The following is a 21,363-nucleotide window of genomic DNA, read 5'->3' as shown; positions in this document are numbered from 1 at the left end:
ACGGTCGGTGACGTGTCGGATGGCGGTCAGTGAGCCGGCCACCCGGTCTCGTGGCGGCGGGACAGCGTGCGCAGAGTCGGGCTGACGGTGGCCAGGACGGCCGCGGCGGCCATCCCCGCCGAGCAGAGCAGGATCGCCCGGTCGCCCGGCAGGACCTGGGCGAGCGACCCGCCCAGCGCGGGGCCCGCCGCGCCCGCCGCCCCGCAGGCCAGGACGAGTGTGCTGGTGAGCCTGCCGCGCAACTCGTCCGGGGTGCGCAGCAGCTGGTCGGTCATGATGGCGGTGTTCGCCGTCGGCGGGAACAGCGCCATCAGGGCGAACAGCACCCCGATGAGATAGCCGCTGTCCATCAGCACGGTGACCGGGGCGAGCACGGCCAGCGCCCAGAACACCGCGATGATGCCGCCGTACGGGCCCAGCCGCCGGTGCAGTACGGGCGCCAGCAGCGCGCCCGCCACCCCGCCCACCCCCAGCATGGCCGCCATCACACCGACCTCCCCGGAGGGCACCCCCCGGGACTCGGCGAGCACGATGACGACGAGGTAGAACGCGCTGAAGAACAGGTTGAGCACCACCGCGCACACCACCGTGACCCGGATCCGGCGCTCCCGCCACACCCACCGCAGCCCGGCCAGCGCCTCCCGGCCCAGCGGACCCACCCCGCCGGCGGACCGCTCGCGCCGGGGCAGCCGGACGAAGAGCAGCGCGACGAAGGAGAGCGTATGGGTCACGGCGTCCACCAGGAAGGGCACGAACCGCCCCACGGCGAACAGGAACCCGCCGGTCGCGGTGCCCGCCAACTGCCCCATCGAGGCCCGTGCCGTGTTCATCGCCACCGCCGTGGGCAGGTGCTCGTCCGCCACCAGGGCGGGCAGCGACGCGCTCTCCGCCGGTTCGAAGAGCGCCGCGCTCGCCCCGAACACCGCCGCCACGACGACCATGTGCCAGACGGTGGCCGCACCGGCCCACACGGCGGCCACCAGGCTGATGGCGGAGACCGCCTGGGCCGCCTCACAGCCCAGCATGATGGCCTTGCGGTCGTAAGCGTCCACCAGGACACCCGCCGGGAGCCCGGCCACCATCTGCGCGGCGGCGATGGTACCCATGACCAGACCGGAGGCGGCCCCCGAGCCGGTGAGCGCGAGCACCAGCAGCGGAAACGCGATCAGCGCCGTGTGGAAGCCGAACTCCGAGAGCGCCTGACTGCCCCACAGCAGCCGGTAGTCCCGGTTGCGCGAGAGCGGAACCGGCGGGGACACCGGCGGGGCCGCGGTCATACGGCGCCCCGGCAGTCCCCGGCGATCCGGCGCAGCGCCTCCGCGAAGTCCCCGGCCACCGCCTCCACGGTCGCCCTCTCGTGCACATCGGGGCGGTAGCGCCAGGTGAAGCCGAGCCGGCCGTCCTGCACCGCGCCCACCACCTCCAGCAGATGGGAGCCGCCCTCGCGCGGATCGTGGTCCTGGCCGAACGAGCCGTGCTCGGCGTGGACCAGACCGCCCTGGGACTCGGCCGACCGGGCGTCCCACTGGCCGAGGTAGTTGAACACGATCTGCGGCCCGGCGCCGTGCCGGGACAGCCGCTCGCGCAGCCCAGGTGGGCCGAAGGCGCGCAGCGCCCCGAAGCCGAAGCCACCTCCGGGGACGGTCCGCAGCCGCCGCCGCACCGACTTCACCAGCCCTCGCCAGTCGGCCGGCCCGCCGTCGGGGAGGTCCGGCAGCTCGAAGGAGACCGGATACATGGTGGTGAACCAGCCGACCGTACGGGAGAGATCGACGCCGTCCAGGACGTCCTCGCGCCCGTGGCCCTCCAGCTCCACCGACACCCGCCGCCGGCCCGTCCAGCGGGACAGCGCGAGCGCGAGCGCGGCGAGCAGCACATCGTTGATCCGGGTGCGATAGGCGGTGGGCGCCGAGCGCAGCAGCGCCTCGGTGTCCCGCTCGCCGAGCTCGACCGGCACCGTACCGATCTCGGGCCCCGCCACGGCCACCTGGTGGTCGACCGGCAGCGGCCGGGCGTCGAGGGCCTCGCACCAGTGGTCGGCCTCGTGGTCCAGGCCGCCCTCGGCGACATGCTCCGCGAGCCGCCGCGCCCAGTCGCGGAAGGCGGTGGTCCTGGGGCCGAGGTCCACCGGTTCGCCCCGCAGGCCCTGCTGATAGGCGATGTCCAGGTCGTCCAGCAGGATCCGCCAGGACACCCCGTCGACGACCAGGTGGTGCGCGGTCAGGAAGAGGAACGGCCGCCGGGCCTCGCCGAAGCGGAACAGCGCGGCCCGCAGCAGCGGCCCCCGGCCCAGGTCGAAGCCCGCGTGGAGGGTGTCGGCCGCCTTCTCCATCGCCGCGTCCGCCTCCCGCGCCGGCAGACCGGACAGGTCGTGGCGGTCCAGGACGGCACCGTCGCCATCCGGTTCCGGGACGTGGCCGTGCCACTCGCCGCCGTCCTGGGTGAACCGGGTGCGCAGCGCGTCGTGGTGGACCAGGAGCGCGGCCAGCGCCCCCTCCAGCGCCTTCTCGTCCGGCTCCTGGTGCAGCTCCAGCAGCGTGGACTGGTTGAAGTGGCGTGGATTCACGGTGTGGGTGGCGAAGAACCAGCGCTGGATCGGGGTGAGCGGATGCGACCCGGTCACCGGCTCAGCACGGCCCTCGTCCCGCTCGGCCGTGGCCACGGTGGCGAGCGCGGCCACCGTCTGATGGGTGAACAGGTCCTTGGTGGTCAGCCGCAGCCCGGCCTGGCGGGCGCGGGAGACCACCTGGATGCTGAGGATGGAATCCCCGCCGAGCTCGAAGAAGTTGTCCTCCACGCCCACCCGTTCCAGACCGAGCACATCGGCCCAGATGTCCGCGATCCGGCGCTCCATCGGGGTGCGCGGGGCGACATGGCCCGCACCGGAGGTGACGGCCACCGGGTCCGGGTCGGGCAGCGCCCGGCGGTCCACCTTGCCGTTGGCCGTGAGCGGAAGGGCGTCCAGGGTGGCGAACGCCGACGGCACCATATGGGACGGAAGGGTCCGGGCCAGGACGTCGCGCAGCGAGGCGGCGGTCGGCGAGGCGCCCGGCGCCGGGACGACATAGCCCACCAGGCGCTTCTCGCCGGAGGGCCGCTCCGGGGCCGGGGCGGTATCCCGTACGGCGACCACCGCTTCCCGCACCTCCGGGCTGCGCCGCAGCGCGCTCTCCACCTCGCCGAGTTCGATCCGGAAGCCCCGCACCTTGACCTGGTCGTCGGCGCGGCCCAGGAACGCGAGCTCACCGTCGCCGGTCCACCGCACCACATCGCCGGTGCGGTACATCCGGCCGCCCGCCGGGCCGAACGGATCGGCCACGAACCGCGCGGCGGTCAGCCCCGGACGGCCGAGGTAGCCCCGCGCCAGGCCCGTGCCCGCCACATACAGCTCCCCGGCCACGCCCACCGGCACCGGGCGCAGCACCTCGTCCAGTACGTAGACCCGGGTGTTCGGAACCGGCCGGCCGATCGGCGGCACCCCCGACCCGGCGGTCAGCGGCCCGGACCAGGTGCTCACCACCGTGGCCTCCGTCGGGCCGTAGGAGTTGACCATCCGCCGGCCCGGCGCCCAGCGGTCCACCAGCTCCGCGGAGCAGGCGTCGGCGCCGACGATCAGGGTCCGCAGATCCGGCAGGCCCGTCCGCCCATCCGCCTCCTCCACGGTGGCCAGCGCGGCCGGGGGGATCAGCGCATGGGTGATCCGCTGCTCGCCGAGCACCTCGGCCAGCCGCTCGCCCAGCAGCGGGCCCTCGTCACCGATCACCAGCGCCGCGCCACGGGGCAGCGAGACACACAGCTCCAGGACGGAGGCGTCGAAGCTGGGCGAGGAGAACTGCAGCACCCGGTCCCCGGCCCGTACGTCGTAGTGCGCGGCTGCCGCCGTCGAGAAGCTTGCCAGCCCGGCATGGGTGACCACGACCGCCTTGGGCACACCGGTGGAGCCGGAGGTGTAGATGACATACGCCGGATGGTCCGGCGTCAGGCCACGGAGCGGCGGCGGCCCGTCGGGGCCCTCCTCGGCCCAGATCGAGGCCGTGTCGTCGAGCACCACCGAGGGCGCGGCGTCCCGCAGCATGAACGCCACCCGCTCCTTCGGGTAGCCGGGGTCGACCGGCAGGAACGCACCGCCCGCCTTCGCCACGGCCAGCTGCGCCACCAGCATTTCCACCGAACGCGGCAGCACCAGCGCCACCAGCCGCTCCGGGCCCACGCCCCGGCCGATCAGCCGGTGCGCCAGCCGGTTCGCGGCCACCTCCAGCTCGGCGAAGGTGAGATCGCCCTTCCCGTACCGCACGGCCGTGGCGTCCGGGGAGACGGCCACCTGCCGCTCGAACAGCTCGCGCAGCGTGGCCCGGTCCACCTCCAGGCGGGTGTCGTTCCACTCGACCAGGGTGCGCCGCAGCTCGGCCCGCGTGGCCAGCGGCAGCGCGCCCACCGGACGCTCCGGGTCCTCGGCGATCCCGGCGAGCAGCGCCCGCAGGGCGGTACCCATCCGCTCCACGGTCGAGGCGTCGAACAGATCGGTGCTGTAGCCGATCAGCCCGCGCAGCACACCTCCCTCGGCCTCGGCGAACTCGAAGGTGAGGTCGAAGGCGGCGGTCTGCGTGTCGAGTTCCACGTCCGCCAGTTCCAGACCGGGCAGCTCCAGTGTCCGGCCCGGGGCGTTCTGGAGCACCACCATCGCCTGGAACAGCGGTGTCCGGCTGGTGTCCCGCACCGGCCGCACCTCGTCCACCACCCGCTCGAACGGCACCGCCTGATGGGCGAAGGCGTCCAGCACGGTGCCGCGCACCTCGGCCAGGAAGTCGTCGAAGCGGGCGTGCGGATCGACGGTGGAGCGCAGCACCAGGGTGTTGACGAAGAAGCCGATCAGCCGCTCCACCTCCGGGCGCTCCCGCCCCGAGGTGACGGTGCCCACCGCGATGTCCCGCCCGCCCGACAGCCGGGCCAGCAGGATCTGGGCCGCCGCCACCAGCGTCATGAACAAGGTGGTGCCCCGCGTCTGCCCGAACTCCTTCAGGCGCGAGCTCACCCCGGCGGGCACGGTGAACTCCACGGTGGCGCCGTTCTTCGTCCGCACCGCCGGGCGGGGCCGGTCGGTGGGCACCTCCAGCGGTGGCACCCCGGCCAACTGCCGTGTCCAGTAGGCCAGTTCCTCATCGGCGCGGGGAGCGGTGAGTTCGGCCCGCTGCCAGGCGGCGAAGTCCGCGTAACTCACCGGGAGCGGGGGCAGCGCCGCGGGCTCACCGCTCAGCGCCGCCCGGTACAGCTCCCGCAGATCGCCGGTGAGCACACCGGTGGACCAGCCGTCCGTGATGATGTGATGCAGCGTCAGGCTCAGCACGTGCTCCTGGGCGCCGAGCCGGATCAGCCCGGTCCGCAGCAGCGGGCCGCGCCGCAGATCGAACGGGCGCGCCCGCTCGTACGCCAGCAGCCCCCGCAGCTCCGCCTCCCGTTCGTCGGCGGGGAGAGGGGACAGGTCGTACGGGTCGAGCCGGATCTCCCGGGGGTCGTGCACGATCTGCACCCCACGGCCGTCCACCGCGTCGAAGGTGGTCCGCAGCGACTCGTGCCGGGCCACCAGCGCGGTCAGCGCCGCACTGAGCGCGTCCACATCGAGGGCTCCCCGTATCCGCAGCGCCAGCGGGGTGATGTACTCGGCGCTGTCGGGGGCGAAGGAGTCCAGGAACCACAGACGTTGCTGCGGATAGGAGAGCGGCAGCTCGCCGTCCCGGGCCACCGGTGTGATCGGGGCGGGCCCGTCCGCGCCGCGGCCGTCCGCGCCACCGAGCGCCTCCGCCAGGGCGGCGACGGTCGGATGGGTGAACACCAGACGGGGCGACGGCTCCACCCCCAGCACCTCCCGCAGCCGCGAGGCGAGCCGGATGGAGAGGATCGAGTCGCCGCCGAGCTCGAAGAAGTTGTCCCCGGCGCCGACGCGCTCCACCTCCAGCACCTCGGCCCAGACCGCCGCCACGGCCCGTTCGGCCCCCTCGCGCGGCGCCCGGTAGGGCGTGCGGCGGGTGTCCGGGCCCGGGGCGGGCAGCGCCGCGCGGTCCAGCTTCCCGGTGGGGCCGAGCGGCAGCGCCTCCAGCGGGACGACGGCCGACGGCACCATGTAGTCCGGCAGCCGCTCGGCCGCGTACGCCCGCAGCAGGTCACCCTCCACCGGGGCGTCGCCGGCGGCCACCACATAGGCCACCAGCCGCTTGCCACCGGGACCGTCCTCGCGGGCCACCACCGCGACATCCGCCACCCGCGGATGCCCGGCCAGCGCACCCTCCACCTCGCCCGGCTCGATCCGGAAGCCACGGATCTTGACCTGGTCGTCGGCGCGGCCGAGGAACTCCACGGTGCCGTCCGGGCGTCGCCGCGCCAGATCGCCGGTGCGGTACATCCGCTCCCCGGGGGGCCCGTACGGATCGGGGAGGAACGCCGCCGCGGTCGGACCGGGACGGCCGAGGTAGCCACGGGCCACCCCATCGCCGGCGACGAAGAGCTCGCCGACCACACCCGGCGGCACGATCCGCATCCTGGAGTCCAGGACGTGGACGCGCGTGTTGTCCAGCGGCCGGCCGATCGGCACCACCTCGGGCACCTCGTCGGCGCGGGACATCGGGAAGCACGTGGCGAAGGTCGTGGTCTCGGTCGGCCCGTAGCCGTCCACCACGGTCAGCCCGGGGCAGCGCTCCAGCACCCGGCGCACCGAGGCCGCGGGCACCACATCGCCGCCGGTCCACACCTCGCGCAGCCCCGTGAAGCAGTCCGGCGCGTCCTGCGAAAGCAGCCGGAACAGCCCGGCGGTCAGCCAGAGCCCCGTCACCCCCTGCTCGGCCACCAGGCGGCGCACCGCGGCGGCGTCCAGCTCGCCCGGTGTCACCACAACCCGGCCACCGGTCAGCAGCGGCACCCACATCTCGTAGGTGGCGGCGTCGAAGGCCACCGGCGAGTGCAGCGGCACCCGCTCATGCCCGCCACCGGCGAAGGCGCGGTCGAGGGCGAGCGCCGCCACATCGCGATGGCGCACCCCCACGGCCTTCGGCACACCGGTCGACCCGGAGGTGAACATCACATACGCCAGCTGGTCCCGGTGCACCGGCACCGCGGGCGCCACCGGCTCGCCCTCCCGGGCGGCGGCCACCTCCTCCGGCGTCAGCACGACCGCGGCGCCCGCCTGGTCCAGCAGGGCGCGCCGCCGGTCGCGCGGGGCGCGGGCGTCCACCGGTACGTACACCCCACCGGCCCTGACCACCGCCAGCTCGGCCACGACCAGCTCCACCGACCGGTCCATGAGCAGCGCCACCCGGTCCTCGGGACGCACCCCGGACCGCAGCAAGTGACCCGCCAACCGCCCTGCCCACTCGTCCAGTTGGGCATAGCTGAGCGAGGTGGCCCCGTCGGTGACGGCCACGGCGTCCGGGCCGCGGCGGACCCGCTCGGCGAACAGCTCCGCCAGCGAACCCTCCGGCAGCGGCCGGGCAATGGCATTCCACTCGCCGGCCGCCCGAAGGCGCTCCGCCTCCGTCAGCAGCGGCAGCTCGTCCAGCGACCGCCCGGCGCCGTCCGCGATCCCGGTGAGCAGCGTCTCCAGATGGGCCGCCGCCCGCTCCACCGTGGCCGCGTCGAACAGCGCCGGATCGTAGGCGAGGTCGAAGCCCAGCCGGTCGCCGAGATAGGCGCGCAGACACAGCGGGAAACTGGTGGAGTCCTCGGCCCGCACCTCCCGCACCCGGATCCCGGCACCGGCCGCCGACGCCTCGTCGAAGGGGTAGTTCTCGAACACCACCATGCTGTCGAAGAGCGCCTCACCGGCCGGGACCGCGCTGAGGGCCTGGATCCGGGGGAGGGCGACGAAGTCGAAGCGGCGGGACTCGCTCTGCTGCTCCTGAAGCTCCCACAGCCACGCCACGACCTCACGGCCGCCCTCGGCCACGGCCCGGGTGGGGACCGTGTTGATGAACATGCCGACCATCGTCTCCACGCCCGGCAGCCCCTCCGGGCGGCCCGAGACGGTGGTGCCGAACACCACGTCGCGCACACCGCCGTACCGCGACAGCAGCAGCGCCCACGCGCCCTGCACCACCGTGTTGACCGTCAGCCCGCCGCCGCGCGCGGTCTCCCGCAGCCGGGCGGACACCTCCTCGGTCAGCTCCAGCCGGGTCAGCGCGGTCGAGGCGGTGCGATGCGCCTCCCGGGGCGGCCGGTCGTACGGCAGCGGTGTACGGGCGCCGAACCCCGCCAGCACGTGGCGCCAATGGCCCTCCGCGCGCTCCTGGTCCTGCTCACCCAGCCAGCGCAGGAAGTCCCGGAAGGACCTGCGGGCGGGCGGCTGGGGCGAGCGCCCGGCCACGAGGGCCGCGTAGGTCCCGCACACCTCGGCGAAGATCTGGCCGGTGCTCCAGCCGTCGAGCATCAGATGGTGCGAGGTCCACACCAGCATGACCTCGTCACCGGGCAGCCCGGCCACCGCGATCCGGCTCAGCGGGGCGGAGGTGAGCTCCATCCCGGCGGCGCGGTCCTCGGCCAGCAGCCGCCGCAGCGCCTCCTCCCGCGCGGACGGCGTCAACTCCCGCCAGTCCAGCCGGACCGTGGGCAGGTCGGCCCGGCGGTGGACGACCTGCACCGGCTCGGCCAGACCCTCCCAGCGGACGGCGCTGCGCAACACCGGCGTACGGTCCACCACCCGCTGCCAGGCGGCCGCGAAGGCGTCCGGGTCGGCGATCCCGCCGATCCGGATGGCGATCTGGTCGAAGTAGGCGCCATCGGTGGCAGCGCTGTCCACGAGGCCGTGGAAGAGCATGCCCGACTGGAGCGGGGTCAGCGGATACACGTCCTCCACCGCGCCCCCGTCACCGGCGATCAGATCCACCTGGCGCTGGTCGAGCCGGGCGAGCGGGAAGTCGGACGGGGTGCGCCCGCCCGCGCCGGGCTCGGCGCAGTGCGCGACGATCTCCTTCAGCGCGGCCAGGCAGTCCTCCGCGACCCGGCGCACGGTCGCCTCGTCGTACATCCGGGCCGGATAGCTCCAGCCCAGCTCCAGACGGCCGTCCTGGACCGCGCCGGTGACCTCCAGCAGACACGGGCGGGTCTCCCCGGGCGCGGCGTCCTGGCCGGTCACGGGGAGGGCGGCGCGGTACAGGCCCGGGGCGCTCTCGCCGTCCGCGGCCACGTCCCACTGGCCGTGGTAGTTGAAGACGATCCGCGGCGACGGCCCGCCCCGCAGCTCCCCGGCCGGGGAGTCCTCGGCGGCCAGATGGCGCAGCGCTCCGTGGCCGAGCCCGTGGTGCGGAACGGCCCGCAGCTGCTCCTTGACCGACCGGAGGGTGTCACGCCACCCCGCCCCGGCGTCGACGGCCAGCGCGAGCGGGTACTCGGCGGTGAACCAGCCGACCGTACGGGAGAGGTCCAGGTCCTCGAAGAGGTCCTCGCGGCCGTGCCCCTCCACCCCGATCAGCACCGTGTCCCCGCCGGTCCAGCGCGCCAGGCTCCGGCCGAGCGCGGCGAGCAGCACATCGTCGATCCGTGTCCGGTAGACGCCGGGGACCTGGCGCAGCAGCGCCTCGGTCTCGGCACGGCCGAGGACCGTGGTCACCGTGGCCGCCGTCTCATGGGTGTTGGGGCCCTCGCGGTCGACGGGGAGCGCGGCGGGCGCGCAGCGCGCCACGCCCGTCCAGTACGCCAGGTCGCCGTCGAGCCCGCCGGAGCGCACATGCTCCGCCAGCCGGGCGGCCCACCGGGTGAAGGCGCTGCTCGCCGGGGGCAGGGTGGGCGCGCCACCGGCGGCGGCGCCGCGGTAGGCGGTCTCCAGATCGCCGAGCAGGACGCGCCAGGAGACGCCGTCCACCACCAGATGGTGGGCGGTGAGCAGCAACTGGGGCGGCTGCCCGGGGCCGAAGGTGAACAGCAGCGCCCGCAGCACGGCCCCCTCGGCGATGTCCAGCCCCGTCTGGGCCGCGACCGTGGCCTCCCGTACGGCCTCGGCGCGTGCCGCGTCGTCCAGCCCGGACAGGTCATACCGCTCCAGGAAACCGGCGGGGGCGGTGGGCAGGACCTCCTGGCGCCACTGCCCGTCGACGACCAGGAAGCGGGTGCGCAGCGCGGCGTGGTGCGCCACCAGGGCGTCCACCGCCTGCCGCAGGGCGGCCTCGTCGAGGTCGCCGGTGAGCTCCAGGCGGTGGCTCATGGTGAAGTGGTGCCGGTCGCCGGGCCGCCGCCCGTCCAGGTACCAGTGCTGGATGGGCGTCAGCGGCGCCGGTCCGGCCACCGCCCCGGACGTCTCGGCGAGCGGCCGCCGCCGGGCGGACTCGACGCTCAGCGCGAGCTCCGCCACGGTCTGGTGGCGGAAGACGTCCTTGGAGGTGAGCGTCAGCCCGGCCTGGCGCGCGCGGGAGACGATCTGGATGCTGAGGATCGAATCGCCGCCCAGCGCGAAGAAGTTGTCCTCCACCCCCACCGCGGGGACGCCCAGCACCTCGGCCCACACGCCCGCCAGCACCGTCTCGGCCGGGGTCCGGGGCGCCACGTACGGCGAGCCCTGCTCCGGCCGGTCCGGGGGAGCGGGCAGGGCGCGCCGGTCCACCTTGCCGCTGTCGGTGCGGGGCATCCGGTCCAGCGTCACGAAGGCGGCCGGGACCATGTAGTCGGGCAGGGTGCGCTTGAGCAGGGCGCGCAGCTCCACCGGACCGGGGGAGCCGGTTGAGCCGTCGGAGCAGGTCACCAGGTAGGCCACCAGCCGCCGGTGGCCGGTGTCCTCGCGGGCCACGACCACCGCCTCCTGGACCTCCGGATGGCCCAGCAGCGCCGCCTCGATCTCCCCGGGCTCGATCCGGAACCCACGGATCTTCAGCTGGTCGTCGGCGCGGCCCAGGAACTCCAGCGTCCCGTCCGCCGTCCAGCGCGCCCGGTCGCCGGTGCGGTACATCCGGCTGCCGGGAGGGCCGTACGGATCGGCCACGAAATGGCCCGCGGTGAGCCCGGGGCGGCGCAGATAGCCACGGGCGACCTGCGCCCCGGCCAGATGGAGTTCACCGGGGACGCCGGGCGGCACCGGCCGCAGCGCGCCGTCCAGGACGTACGCCCGCAGATTGCGGCCGGGCCGCCCGATGAGCGGACGGTCGCCGAGACCGGCCAGGTCGCCGTAGACCGCGTCCACGGCGCATTCGGTGGGCCCGTAGAAGTTGTATGCCGCCACGCCCGGCACCGCGCGCAGCTCCCGCCACAGCGCCGCCCCGAGGGCCTCGCCGCCCACCATGACGATCCGGGGGCGGTGGCGGTCCCCGGCGAACAGCCCGGCCGCCATCAGCTCATGGAGGTACGACGGGGTGACGTCGAGGAAGTCCAGGCCACGGTCCTCGACCAGCGCCACGAGCGCGGCCGGGTCCAGCCGTACCGCGTCGTCCACCAGATGCACCTCCTGGCCCGAGGCCAGGAACACCGCGCCCTCCCAGGAGGTGTCGAAGGAGAACGCGGCGGTCAGCGCCGAACGCAGCGGACGGCCCGCCTCGGCCTGGTGCGGTGCGATGAGCCCGGCCCGGTGGTCGAGACAGAGGTTGACCAGCTGGCGGTGTTCGACGGCGACACCCTTGGGGCGGCCGGTGGACCCCGAGGTGTAGGTGATGTACGCGGTGTGCCCGGGCAGCAGCGGGCACAGCCGGTCCGCGTCGGTGGGATCGGTGTCCGGCAGCGCGTCGAGGGGCGCGTCCCGCAGGACATCGGGGGTGAGGACGACCTCGGGCGCCGCGTCGTCCAGCAGGAACCGGGCGCGTGTCGCGGGCAGCCCGGGGTCCACGTACACGTGTGTACCGCCCGCCTTGAGGACCGCGAGCAGGGCCACCACAGAATCGGCGGTGCGCGGAAGCCTGACCGCGACCACCTTCTCCGGGCCCACGCCGAGGGCGATCAGATGGTGGGCCAGCCGGTTGGCGGCCGCGTTCAGCCCCGCGAAGTCGTAGCCGGCGTCGGAGGCCACCAGCGCGGTGGCGCCCGGGGCGCGGGCGGCCTGCTCCTCGAAGAGCCGGGGGAAGGTGGTGTCCGGCACGGCGAGCGCGGTGTCGTTCCACTCCTCCAGCACCGTCCGCCGCTCCCCGGCGGTCAGCAGCGGCAGTTCGCCCACCCGGAGCCCGGGGTCCTCGGCCACCGCTTCCAGCAACAGCCGCAGCTGACGGGCCATTCGCCGCACGGTGGCCGCGTCGAACAGATCGGTGTTGTACTCCACGAAGCCGGTCAGGCCGCCGGGGCTCGCCACGAAGTCGAAGCCCAGGTCGAAACCGGCGGTCCGGCCCGGGACCCGTACGGCCTCCACGGTGAGACCGGGCAGGTCGGGCACCTCGGCGCCCAGGTTGTGCAGCGCCACCATGACCTGGAACAGCGGGGTGCGGCTGGTGTCCCGCTCCGGCTGGAGCGCGTCCACGATCCGCTCGAACGGCACGTCCTGGTGGGCGAAGGCGTCCAGCACGGTGCCCCGCACCCGGGTGAGCAGCTCCTCGAACGACTCGTCGGCCGCCACCCGGGTGCGCAGCACCAGCGTGTTCACGAACATCCCGACCAGATGCTCCAGTTCGGGCCGCTCCCGTCCCGAGGTCACGGTGCCCACCGCGATGTCCTCCTGCCCCGACCAGCGGGCCAGCAGCACTTGGCAGGTGGCGAGGAGCGTCATGAAGAGGGTGCCGTCGCGGCGCCGCCCTGCCGCGCGCAGCCGCTCCACCAGCGCGGCGGGCAGGGTGAACTCCAGCAGTGCCCCGCATCTGGTCTGTACGGCCGGCCGCGGACGGTCGGTCGGCAGCTCCAGCGGCGCCAGCTCCGCCAGCCGCTCCCGCCAGTACTCCAGCTGCGGCTCCATCCGCGCCGCGCCGCCGAGCGGATCGCGCTGCCACGCCGCGTAGTCGGCGTACCCCAGCGGCAGCGGGGCGAGCGCGGGCCGCCGCGCCATGACCGCCGCGCCGTACAGCTCGCTCAGGTCGGCGCTGATGACGGCCGTGGACCAGCCGTCCGTGACGATGTGGTGCATCGTCAGGGTGAGCACGTGCTCCTCGTCGTCCAGCCGGATCAGGGACGCCCGCAGCAGCGGCCCGGTGCGCAGGTCGAAGGGGGTGGCGCCGTCCCGCTCCAGCAGCCGCTCCAGCTCCCGCTCGCGCTCGGCCACGGGGCGGGCCGTGAGGTCGTGCACCGGCAGCGCCACCGGGTACGGGTCGTGCACCCGCTGCACCCCGCGGCCGTCCACCTCGGCGAAGGTGGTGCGCAGCGGCTCGTGCCGGGCCACCAGGCCGTCCAGGGCGGTGCGCAGCGCGGCGGTGTCCAGGCGGCCGCGCAGCCGCAGCGCGAACGGCGTCACATACTCCGTGCCGCCGCCGTCGAAGGAGTCCAGGAACCACAGCCGCGCCTGCGGATAGGACAGCGGCAGCTCCCCGTCCCGTGGCACGGCCGGGATGATGTCGGCCGCCCGGCTGTCCTTCGCCGCCCCGTCACCCTCCGAAGCGCCCAGCGCGGCGGCGAGCTCGGCCACGGTGGTGTGGGTGAACAGCGCGCGCGGGGTGACCTCCGTGCCGAAGGCCGCCCGCAGCCGGGAGGCCACCCGGATGGCCAGGATCGAATCGCCACCCAGGGCGAAGAAGTCGTCCGTCGCCCCGGCCTCCTCGACCGGGAGCACCTCGGCCCACACCCGCGCCACCGTGCGCTCGGCCTCGGTGCGCGGGGGGATCCGCTCGGCGCTCGCCGCGAAACCGTCGAGGCCCGGCGCGGGCAGCGCACGCCGGTCCAGCTTGCCGTTGGCGGTCAGCGGCAGCGCGTCCAGCGCCACGAACGCCGCCGGGATCATCTGCGCGGGCAGCGACCGCTGGAGGAACGCCCGCAACTCACCGGCGCGCGGTGGCGCGCCCGAACCGGCGGCCACCACATAGGCCACCAGCCGCCGCACCCCGGGCTGGTCCTCCCGCACCGTCACCACCGCGTCGCCGACCCCCGGATGGGCGGCCAGCGCGGTCTCGATCTCCCCGGGCTCGATCCGGAAACCACGGATCTTCACCTGGTTGTCGGCGCGGCCCAGATACTCCAGCGTCCCGTCCGCCGTCCAGCGCGCCCGGTCGCCGGTGCGGTACATCCGGCTCCCGGCGGGCCCGTACGGATCGGCCACGAAGCGGGACGCGGTCAGGCCCGGGCGGCGCAGATAGCCCCGGGCGAGTCCGGCCCCCGCCACATGCAGTTCGCCGACCGCCCCCGGCGGCACCGGCGCCAGCGCCTCGTCCAGCACATACACCCGCAGATCGGGGATGCCGGTGCCGATGGCGCTCGCCGCGACGGACGGTGCCGAGCGGTCCAGCGGGGCGTAGGTGACATGCACGGTGGTCTCGGTGATCCCGTACATGTTGACCAGCACCGGCGCGGTGTCCGGATGCCGCGCGTACCAGCCCGCCAGCCGCCGCGTGTCGAGCGCCTCACCGCCGAACACCACTCGGCGCAGGGCGAGTTGGGCTCCGGGGGGCTCCTCGGCGGCGCGCATCAGCCCCTGGAAGGCGGACGGCGTCTGGCTGAGCACCGTCACCCGCTCCTGCGCCAGCAGCCGCAGGAACTCCTCGGGGGAGCGGGAGACGGCGTACGGGACGACCACGAGCCGGCCGCCGTGCAGCAGCGGCCCCCAGATCTCCCAGACGGAGAAGTCGAAGGCGTAAGAGTGGAACAGCGTCCACACATCGCTCGCGTCGTACGAGAACCACTCCCGGGTCCGGGAGAACAGCCGGACCACATTGGAGTGCGGGACCACCACGCCCTTGGGCACACCCGTGGACCCGGAGGTGTAGATGGCGTAGGCGGGGCTCTCCGGCAGCGGCCCGGAACCGGCCGGGAGGGCGGCGGGACGGCGCTCCAGATCGGCGCGCAGGGCGGGATCGTCCAGGCACAGCCGGGTCACGCGGGTGTCCGCGTCGTCGTCCCCACCCAGCCGTGCCGCGAAGGCCGAGGTGGTCAGCAGGGCCACCGGTTCGGCGTCGGCGAGCATCCGGGCGATCCGGCCGGACGGCTGGTCCGGGTCGAGGGGCAGATAGGCCGCCCCCGTCTTCAGCACCGCCACGATCGCTACGATCATCTCCGGGATACGGGGCAGCGCCAGCGCCACATACCGCTCCCGCCCGGCGCCCTCGGCGATCAGCCGATGCGCCAACCGGCCCGCCCGCGCGTCGAGTTCGGCGTACGACAGCGACACCCCGGCACACGAGACGGCGATGGCACCGGGGGCACGGGCGGCCTGCTCCTCGAACAGGTCCACCAGCGTCCGCTCCGGCGCCTCGGGGGCCGCGCCGCCGCCCCACTCCACCAGGATCCGCCGCCGCTCCTCCGCGGTGGTCCACGGAAGCGCCCGCAGCGGACGGTCCGGGTCGGCCGCGATCGCGGTCAGCAGCAGACCCAGCCGGTCGGCGAGCGCGGCCGCGGTCCGGGCGTCGAACAGCCCCGGGTCATAGCCGAGGTCGAAGCCCAGCCGGTCGGAGAGATGAGCCCGCAGACTCAGGCCGAAGTTGGTGGCGTCGATCGAGCGAACCTCGACGATCCGCAGGCCCGCCTCGCGCGCCGAGGAGTCGTCAAAGGGGTAGTTCTCGAAGGCCACCATCGAGTCGAAGAGCGAGGTCCCGGCCGGTATCTCGCTCCAGCCCGCCACCTGCGCCAGCGAGACGGACTCGTGGCGGCGGGACGCGGACTGCGCCATCTGGAGGTCCCGCAGCCAGTCCCCGGTGTTCCGGGCGGCGTCCACCCGCACCCGGGTCGGCAGGGTGTTGATGAACATCCCCACCATCGACTCGACCCCGGCCAGCTCCGCCGGGCGGCCCGAGACGGTGGTGCCGAAGACCACGTCCTCCTCGCCGCCGTACCGGGACAGCAGCAGCGCCCAGGCGCCCTGCACGATCGTGTTGACGGTCAGACCGCCGCTCCGGGCCGTACGGCGCAGCTCCTCCGACACCTCGCGGGTGAGCGACACCGCCACGGTGGCCGAGGACCGGGCCCGGTGGGACTCCACGGCCTTGCGGTCGGCGGGCAGCGGGGTCGGCGCGGTGAATCCGGCGAGCACATCCCGCCAGTGGCGCTCGGCCTCCTGCCCGTCCCGCCCGTCCAGCCACTGCAGATAGTCGCGGAACGGGCGGCGGGCGGGAAGGGCCGGAGCACGGCCCTGGGCGGCCGCGGTGTACCGCTCGCACACCTCGGTGAACACCTGCGCCAGGCTCCAGCCGTCCAGGACCAGATGGTGCGAGGTCCAGATCAGCGCCACCCGGGCGTCGGTCAGCCGGGCGATGGCCAGCCGCATCAGCGGCGGCGCGGCAAGATCGATGCCCATGGCCAGGTCCTCGGCCCGGAACCGCTCCAGCGCGGCCTCGCGCCGCTCCTCCGGCAGCCCGCGCCAGTCCAGCTGGGTCACGGGCACCTCGGCCCGGTGGCGGACGATCTGCAGCGGCCGCTCGACCCCCTCCCAGACGACGCCGGTACGGAGCACCGGTGTGCGGTCCACCGTCTCCTGCCAGGCCCGGGCGAACGCCTCCGGGTCGCCCACCCCGTCCAGGACCAGCGTGGCCTGGTCGAGGTAGACGTCCTCCGCGCCGCCGACCAGGCGATGGAAGAGCATCCCCTCCTGAAGCGGGGTCAGCGGATAGACGTCCTCGACCTGGCGCCCGTCGCCCACCAGCCGGTCGACGGCGGCCTGGTCAAGCCGGGCCAGCGGGAAGTCGGAGGGGGTCCGGCCGCCCGCGTCCGGTCCGTCGCAGTGCGCCACGATCTCCCGCAGCGCCGTGAGCATCCCGTCCGCGAGCCCCCGCACCGTGGCCACGTCGTGGACCCGGTCGGAGTACAGCCAGGTCAGCTCCAGCTCACCGTCCGCCACCACCGCGGACACATCGAGCGGATACCCCGACGGCTCGTCGGCGGCCAGCTCCCGCCCCAGGCTCTCCCCGGTGAGCGTGAACGCGCCGCCGTCCCCGCCCGAGTCCCACTGGCCGTGGTAGTTGAAGCAGATGCCGGGCAGCGGCGCGTCGGCGAGCGCCCGCGCGGGGGAGTCCGGGGCGCTCAGATACGCCAGCGCCTCATGGCTCAGCCCCCGGTGCGGCACCGCGCGCAACTGCTCCTTCACCGACTTCAGCACCGCGCCCCAGCCGTCGCCGGGCAGCGTCAGCGCCACCGGGTACTGCGTGGTGAACCAGCCCACGGTCCGGGACAGATCGACGGCCGCGTCCAGCTCCTCGCGGCCGTGGCCCTCCATGGCCACCAGCACCCGGTCCTCGCCCGTCCACCCGGCGAGCACTCGCCCGAGCGCGCCGAGGAGCACATCGTCGATCCGCGTCCGGTACACCCCGGGCACCCGGCGCAGCAGCCCGTCGGTGGCCTCGCGGTCGAGCGTCACGCGCACGGTGTGGGTGGACCCGGCCGTGGCCGTGCCGGGACGGTCCACCGGAAGGTCCGCGCCGCCCGCCCGCCGTACGCTCTCCCAGTACGGCAGATCGCCGTCCAGCGCGCCCTCCCGCACCCGCTCGCCCAGCCGGTGGGCCCAGGTGGTGAAGGGGGTGGAGGCGGGCTCCAGGCGCACCGGCTCCCCGGCGGCGGCCTGCCGGTAGGCGCTCTCCAGATCGCCCAGCAGAATGCGCCACGAGACGCTGTCCACGGCCAGGTGGTGCGCGGTGAGGAACAGCCGCGGCCGGGCCCCCGCCCCGCGCCGCAGCAGCGCGCCCCGGAGCAACGCGCCCGTGGCCAGGTCGAGTTCGGCGCGGGCGGCCGCCGCGGCCGCCTCGGCCGCGGTCGTCTCCTCCGCGCCGCCGAGCCCGGACAGATCGTGGCGGCGCAGCACCGGCCCGCCCGGCACGCCGTCCGCGAGCTGCCGCCACCCGCCGTCGTCGCCCCGGACGAACCGGGTGCGCAGGGCCGGGTGGTGCGCGACCACGGCGTCCAGCGCGGCCTCCAGCGCGCCCTCGTCCAGATCGTGCGGCAGATCCAGGACCATCGACATGGTGAAGTGGCGCAGCGGGCCGTGGGTGGCGAAGAACCAGTGCTGGATCGGGGTGAGCGGCGCCGGACCCGCCACCGCCGCCGGCTCGTCCCCCGCGGCTTCGGGCGCGCCACGCGGTGCCACGGCGGCGGCCAGCTCGGCGACGGTCTGGTGCAGGAAGACATCCCGCGAGGTGAGCGCGAGTCCGGCCTGGCGGGCCCGGGAGACGATCTGGATGCTGAGGATCGAATCGCCGCCCAGCTCGAAGAAGTTGTCGTTCACCCCCACCGTCCGGGCGCCCAGCACCTCGGCCCAGATCCGCGCCAGCTCCCGCTCCGCCTCGGTGCGCGGCGCGGTGGCGTCCCGCTCCGGCCGGTCCGCGTCCAGCCGCGGCGCGGGCAGCGCCCGGCGGTCCAGCTTGCCGCTGGTGCCCAGCGGCATGGCGTCGAGGGCGACGAAGGCACTGGGGACCATATGGCCGGGCAGGGTCCGCCCGAGGGCCGCGCGCAGCTCACCGGGGGCGGGCGGCTCGCCGCCGGGGGCGGGCACGTAGTAGGCGGCCAGCCGGGCGTGGCCGCGGTCGTCGGTCACGGCGACGACGGCCGCCTCGGCGACGGCCGGCAGATCGAGCAACGCCGCCTCGATCTCGCCCGGTTCGATCCGGTGGCCCCGGATCTTCACCTGGTCATCGGCCCGGCCGAGGTAGTCCAGCTCCCCGTCCGCGGTCCAGCGGGCCAGGTCCCCGGTGCGGTACATCCGGCTCCCGGCGGGCCCGTACGGATCGGCCACGAAGCGGGACGCGGTCAGCCCCGGACGGCCCCGGTACCCCCGGGCCACCTGCTCACCCGCCAGATACAGCTCACCCGCCACCCCCACCGGCACCGGCTGGAGCCGGGAGTCCAGTACGTAGCCGCGCAGATTGCCCAGCGGACGGCCCACCACCGGGCGCCCCGCGCCGCCGATCCGGGCGGCGAGCGCGTCGATGGTGCACTCGGTCGGACCGTAGAAGTTGTACGCCGTCGTCCCCGGCGTGTCCGCCAGCCGCCGCCACAGCGACGGACCGATGGCCTCGCCGCCCAGCATCAGCACCCGCGGCCGGTGCCGGGGGTGGTCCAGCAGCCCGGCCGGGAGGAGCTGCCGCAGATACGAGGGGGTGAGGTCGAGGAAGTCGATACGGTGCTCGGCCACGCGTGCCACGAGCGCGGCCGGATCGAGCCGGGTGGCCTCGTCGATGAGGTGCAGCTCATGGCCGTCGGCCAGCAGCAGCAACCCCTCCAGCGAGGTGTCGAAGGAGAACGACGCGGTCAGCGCCGCGCGCAGCGGCCCGCCGCCCGCCTCGGCCACGAAGCCCTCGCGGTGGCCGACCAGCAGATTGACCAGCGACCGGTGTTCCACGGCCACCCCCTTGGGGCGGCCGGTGGAGCCCGAGGTGTACAGGACGTAGGCGGCGCCATCGGGGTGCAGTGCGGCGGTCCGGTCCGCGTCCGTGGGATTCGCCACCGGCAGCGTGGCGGGGACGGCGCGCAGCGCGGCCTCGTCGAGCACCAGCGCGGGCTCGGCGTCGGACAGCAGGAACGCGACGCGCTCGGCGGGGAGTTCGGGATCGAGGGGCAGATAGACCCCGCCCGCCTTGAGCACACCCAGGATCGCCACGATCATGTCGGAGGTCCGGGGCAGCTTCACCCCGACCACCCGCTCCGGGCCCACGCCCTGGGCGATCAGATGGTGCGCCAGCCGGTTGGCGGCCGTGTTCAGCCCCGCGAAGTCGTAGGTGGCGTCGCAGGCCACCAGCGCCGTGGCCCCCGGGGTACGAGCCGCCGTCGCCTCGAACACCGCCGGGAACGTGGCCGGTTCGACCGCGAGCGCCGGGCCGTGCCCGGCGGCCGTCATCCGCCGCCGCTCCCCGTCCGTGAGCAGCGGCAGCTCGCGTACCGGCCGGTCCGGTGCGGCGGCCACCCCGTCGAGCAGCGCCAGCAGATGTCCCGCCATCCGCTCGGCGGTCGCCCGATCGAACAGCTCGGTGCTGTACTCCAGCAGCCCCCGCAGCTCCTCCCCGTCCTCGACGAACTCCACGCTGAGGTCGAAGGTGGCCGACCGGCGGGGCACGGCCACGCTCGTCGCGGCGAGCCCGGACAGCCGGGGCGCGCTCCTCGGGGCGCTGTGCAGCAGCACCATCACATCGAACAGCGGATTGCGGCCCGCCTCCCGGCGCGCCCCCACGGCCTCCACCAGCCGCTGGTACGGCGCCTCGTCATGGGCGAAGGCGTCCAGCACCGTGGCCCCGGCGTCGGCCAGCAGCTCACGGTAGGAGCGGGCCGTGTCCACCGCGGAGCGCAGCACCACCGTGTTGACGAAGAAGCCGACGGCGCGCTCGAGTTCGGTGCGGCCACGGCCGGAGGTCACGGTGCCGATGGCGATGTCGTCCTGCCCCGACCAGCGGGCGAACAGCCCCTGGCAGGCGGCGACCAGTGCCGTGAACAGCGTGGTCCGCTCGTGTGCCGCGAGCGCGCGCAGCCGGTCCGCGGTGGCGCGGTCCACGGTGAACTCGTGGATCGCGCCCGCCGAGGTGGGCGCCGCGGGCCGGGGCCGGTCGGTGGGCAGCTCCAGGGGGACGACGCCGTCCAGCCGCCCTTTCCAGTAGTCGAGCTGGTGGTCCAGGGCGGCCCCCGAGAGCCGCTCCCGCTGCCACACGGCGAAGTCCGGGTACTGCACCGGCACCGGGGGCAGCGGGTCCGCGCCGGGCCCGGCGTCGTACAGCGCGCACAGCTCGTCCTGCAGCACCCCCATCGACCAGCCGTCGGTGACGATGTGATGGGCCGTGAGCAGCAGCACGTGCGCGTCCTCGGCCAGGCGGATCAGCAGCGCCCGCAGGGCCGGACCGGTCCGCAGATCGAACGGCCTGGCGTACTCGGCCAGCAGCAGCCGGTCCAGCGCCTCGGCGTCGCCGTCCTCGCCGGTGAGAGCCTGTGTCACATCCCCGGTCGGATCAGCGTGCGTGCCAGACGTCGCACGCCCGGCCGGGGATGTGACACAGGCTCTGAGGTCGGCCACCGGCAGCGGGACGGGCGCGGCCGGGCGCACCACCTGGGCCGGCCGGCCGTCGCGGTCGTCGAACGCGGTCCGCAGCGCCTCATGGCGCTCCACCAGGGCATCCAGCGCCCGGGAGAGCGCCGCCAGGTCCAGGGCGCCGGTCAGCCGCAGCGCCAGCGCGCTGTTGTACCCCGCCTCCTCCGGCTGGAGGGTGTGCAGGAACCACAGCCGCTCCTGGGCGAAGGACAGCGGCAGCGGCCGCGCGCGGTCCGCGCGGGGGATGGCCTCGGCGCGCCCGGCCTTGCCCGCGAGCCGACGGCGCAGCGCCTCCCGCAGCTCCTCGGGCAGGGCGGCGGCGCGATCCTTCCTCGAAGACGTCATTG

The 21,363-nt window shown here is 74.9% G+C and carries 2 protein-coding genes; both read right to left on the bottom strand.

Annotation, left to right across the window (positions count from 1 at the left end; translation table 11 throughout):
- Positions 1-26: 26 nt before the first annotated feature.
- Complete coding sequence (locus tag IEJ02_RS02225) at positions 27-1,277, bottom strand: MFS transporter (RefSeq protein WP_191063070.1); 1,251 nt, start codon at positions 1,275-1,277, stop codon at positions 27-29.
- Positions 1,274-21,361 (bottom strand): non-ribosomal peptide synthase/polyketide synthase, encoded by a 20,088-nt coding sequence (locus IEJ02_RS02220; RefSeq protein WP_191063069.1) that lies wholly within the window; start codon positions 21,359-21,361, stop codon positions 1,274-1,276. The genes IEJ02_RS02225 and IEJ02_RS02220 overlap by 4 nt, the downstream gene beginning before the upstream one ends.
- Positions 21,362-21,363 lie beyond the last annotated feature (2 nt).

This window comes from Streptomyces sp. 5-10 (assembly GCF_014712245.1).
Classification (GTDB): Bacteria; Actinomycetota; Actinomycetes; order Streptomycetales; family Streptomycetaceae; genus Streptomyces; species Streptomyces violaceusniger.
The sequence above is the reverse complement of the archived record's forward strand: the minus strand, read 5'-3'. Positions and strand labels throughout refer to the sequence as shown.

What these genes read in the sequence shown, in the direction of transcription:
- IEJ02_RS02225 (WP_191063070.1), bottom strand. Translation starts at nt 1,277, where the DNA reads ATGACCGCGGCCCCGCCGGTGTCCCCGCCGGTTCCGCTCTCGCGCAAC.
- IEJ02_RS02220 (WP_191063069.1), bottom strand. Translation starts at nt 21,361, where the DNA reads ATGACGTCTTCGAGGAAGGATCGCGCCGCCGCCCTGCCCGAGGAGCTG.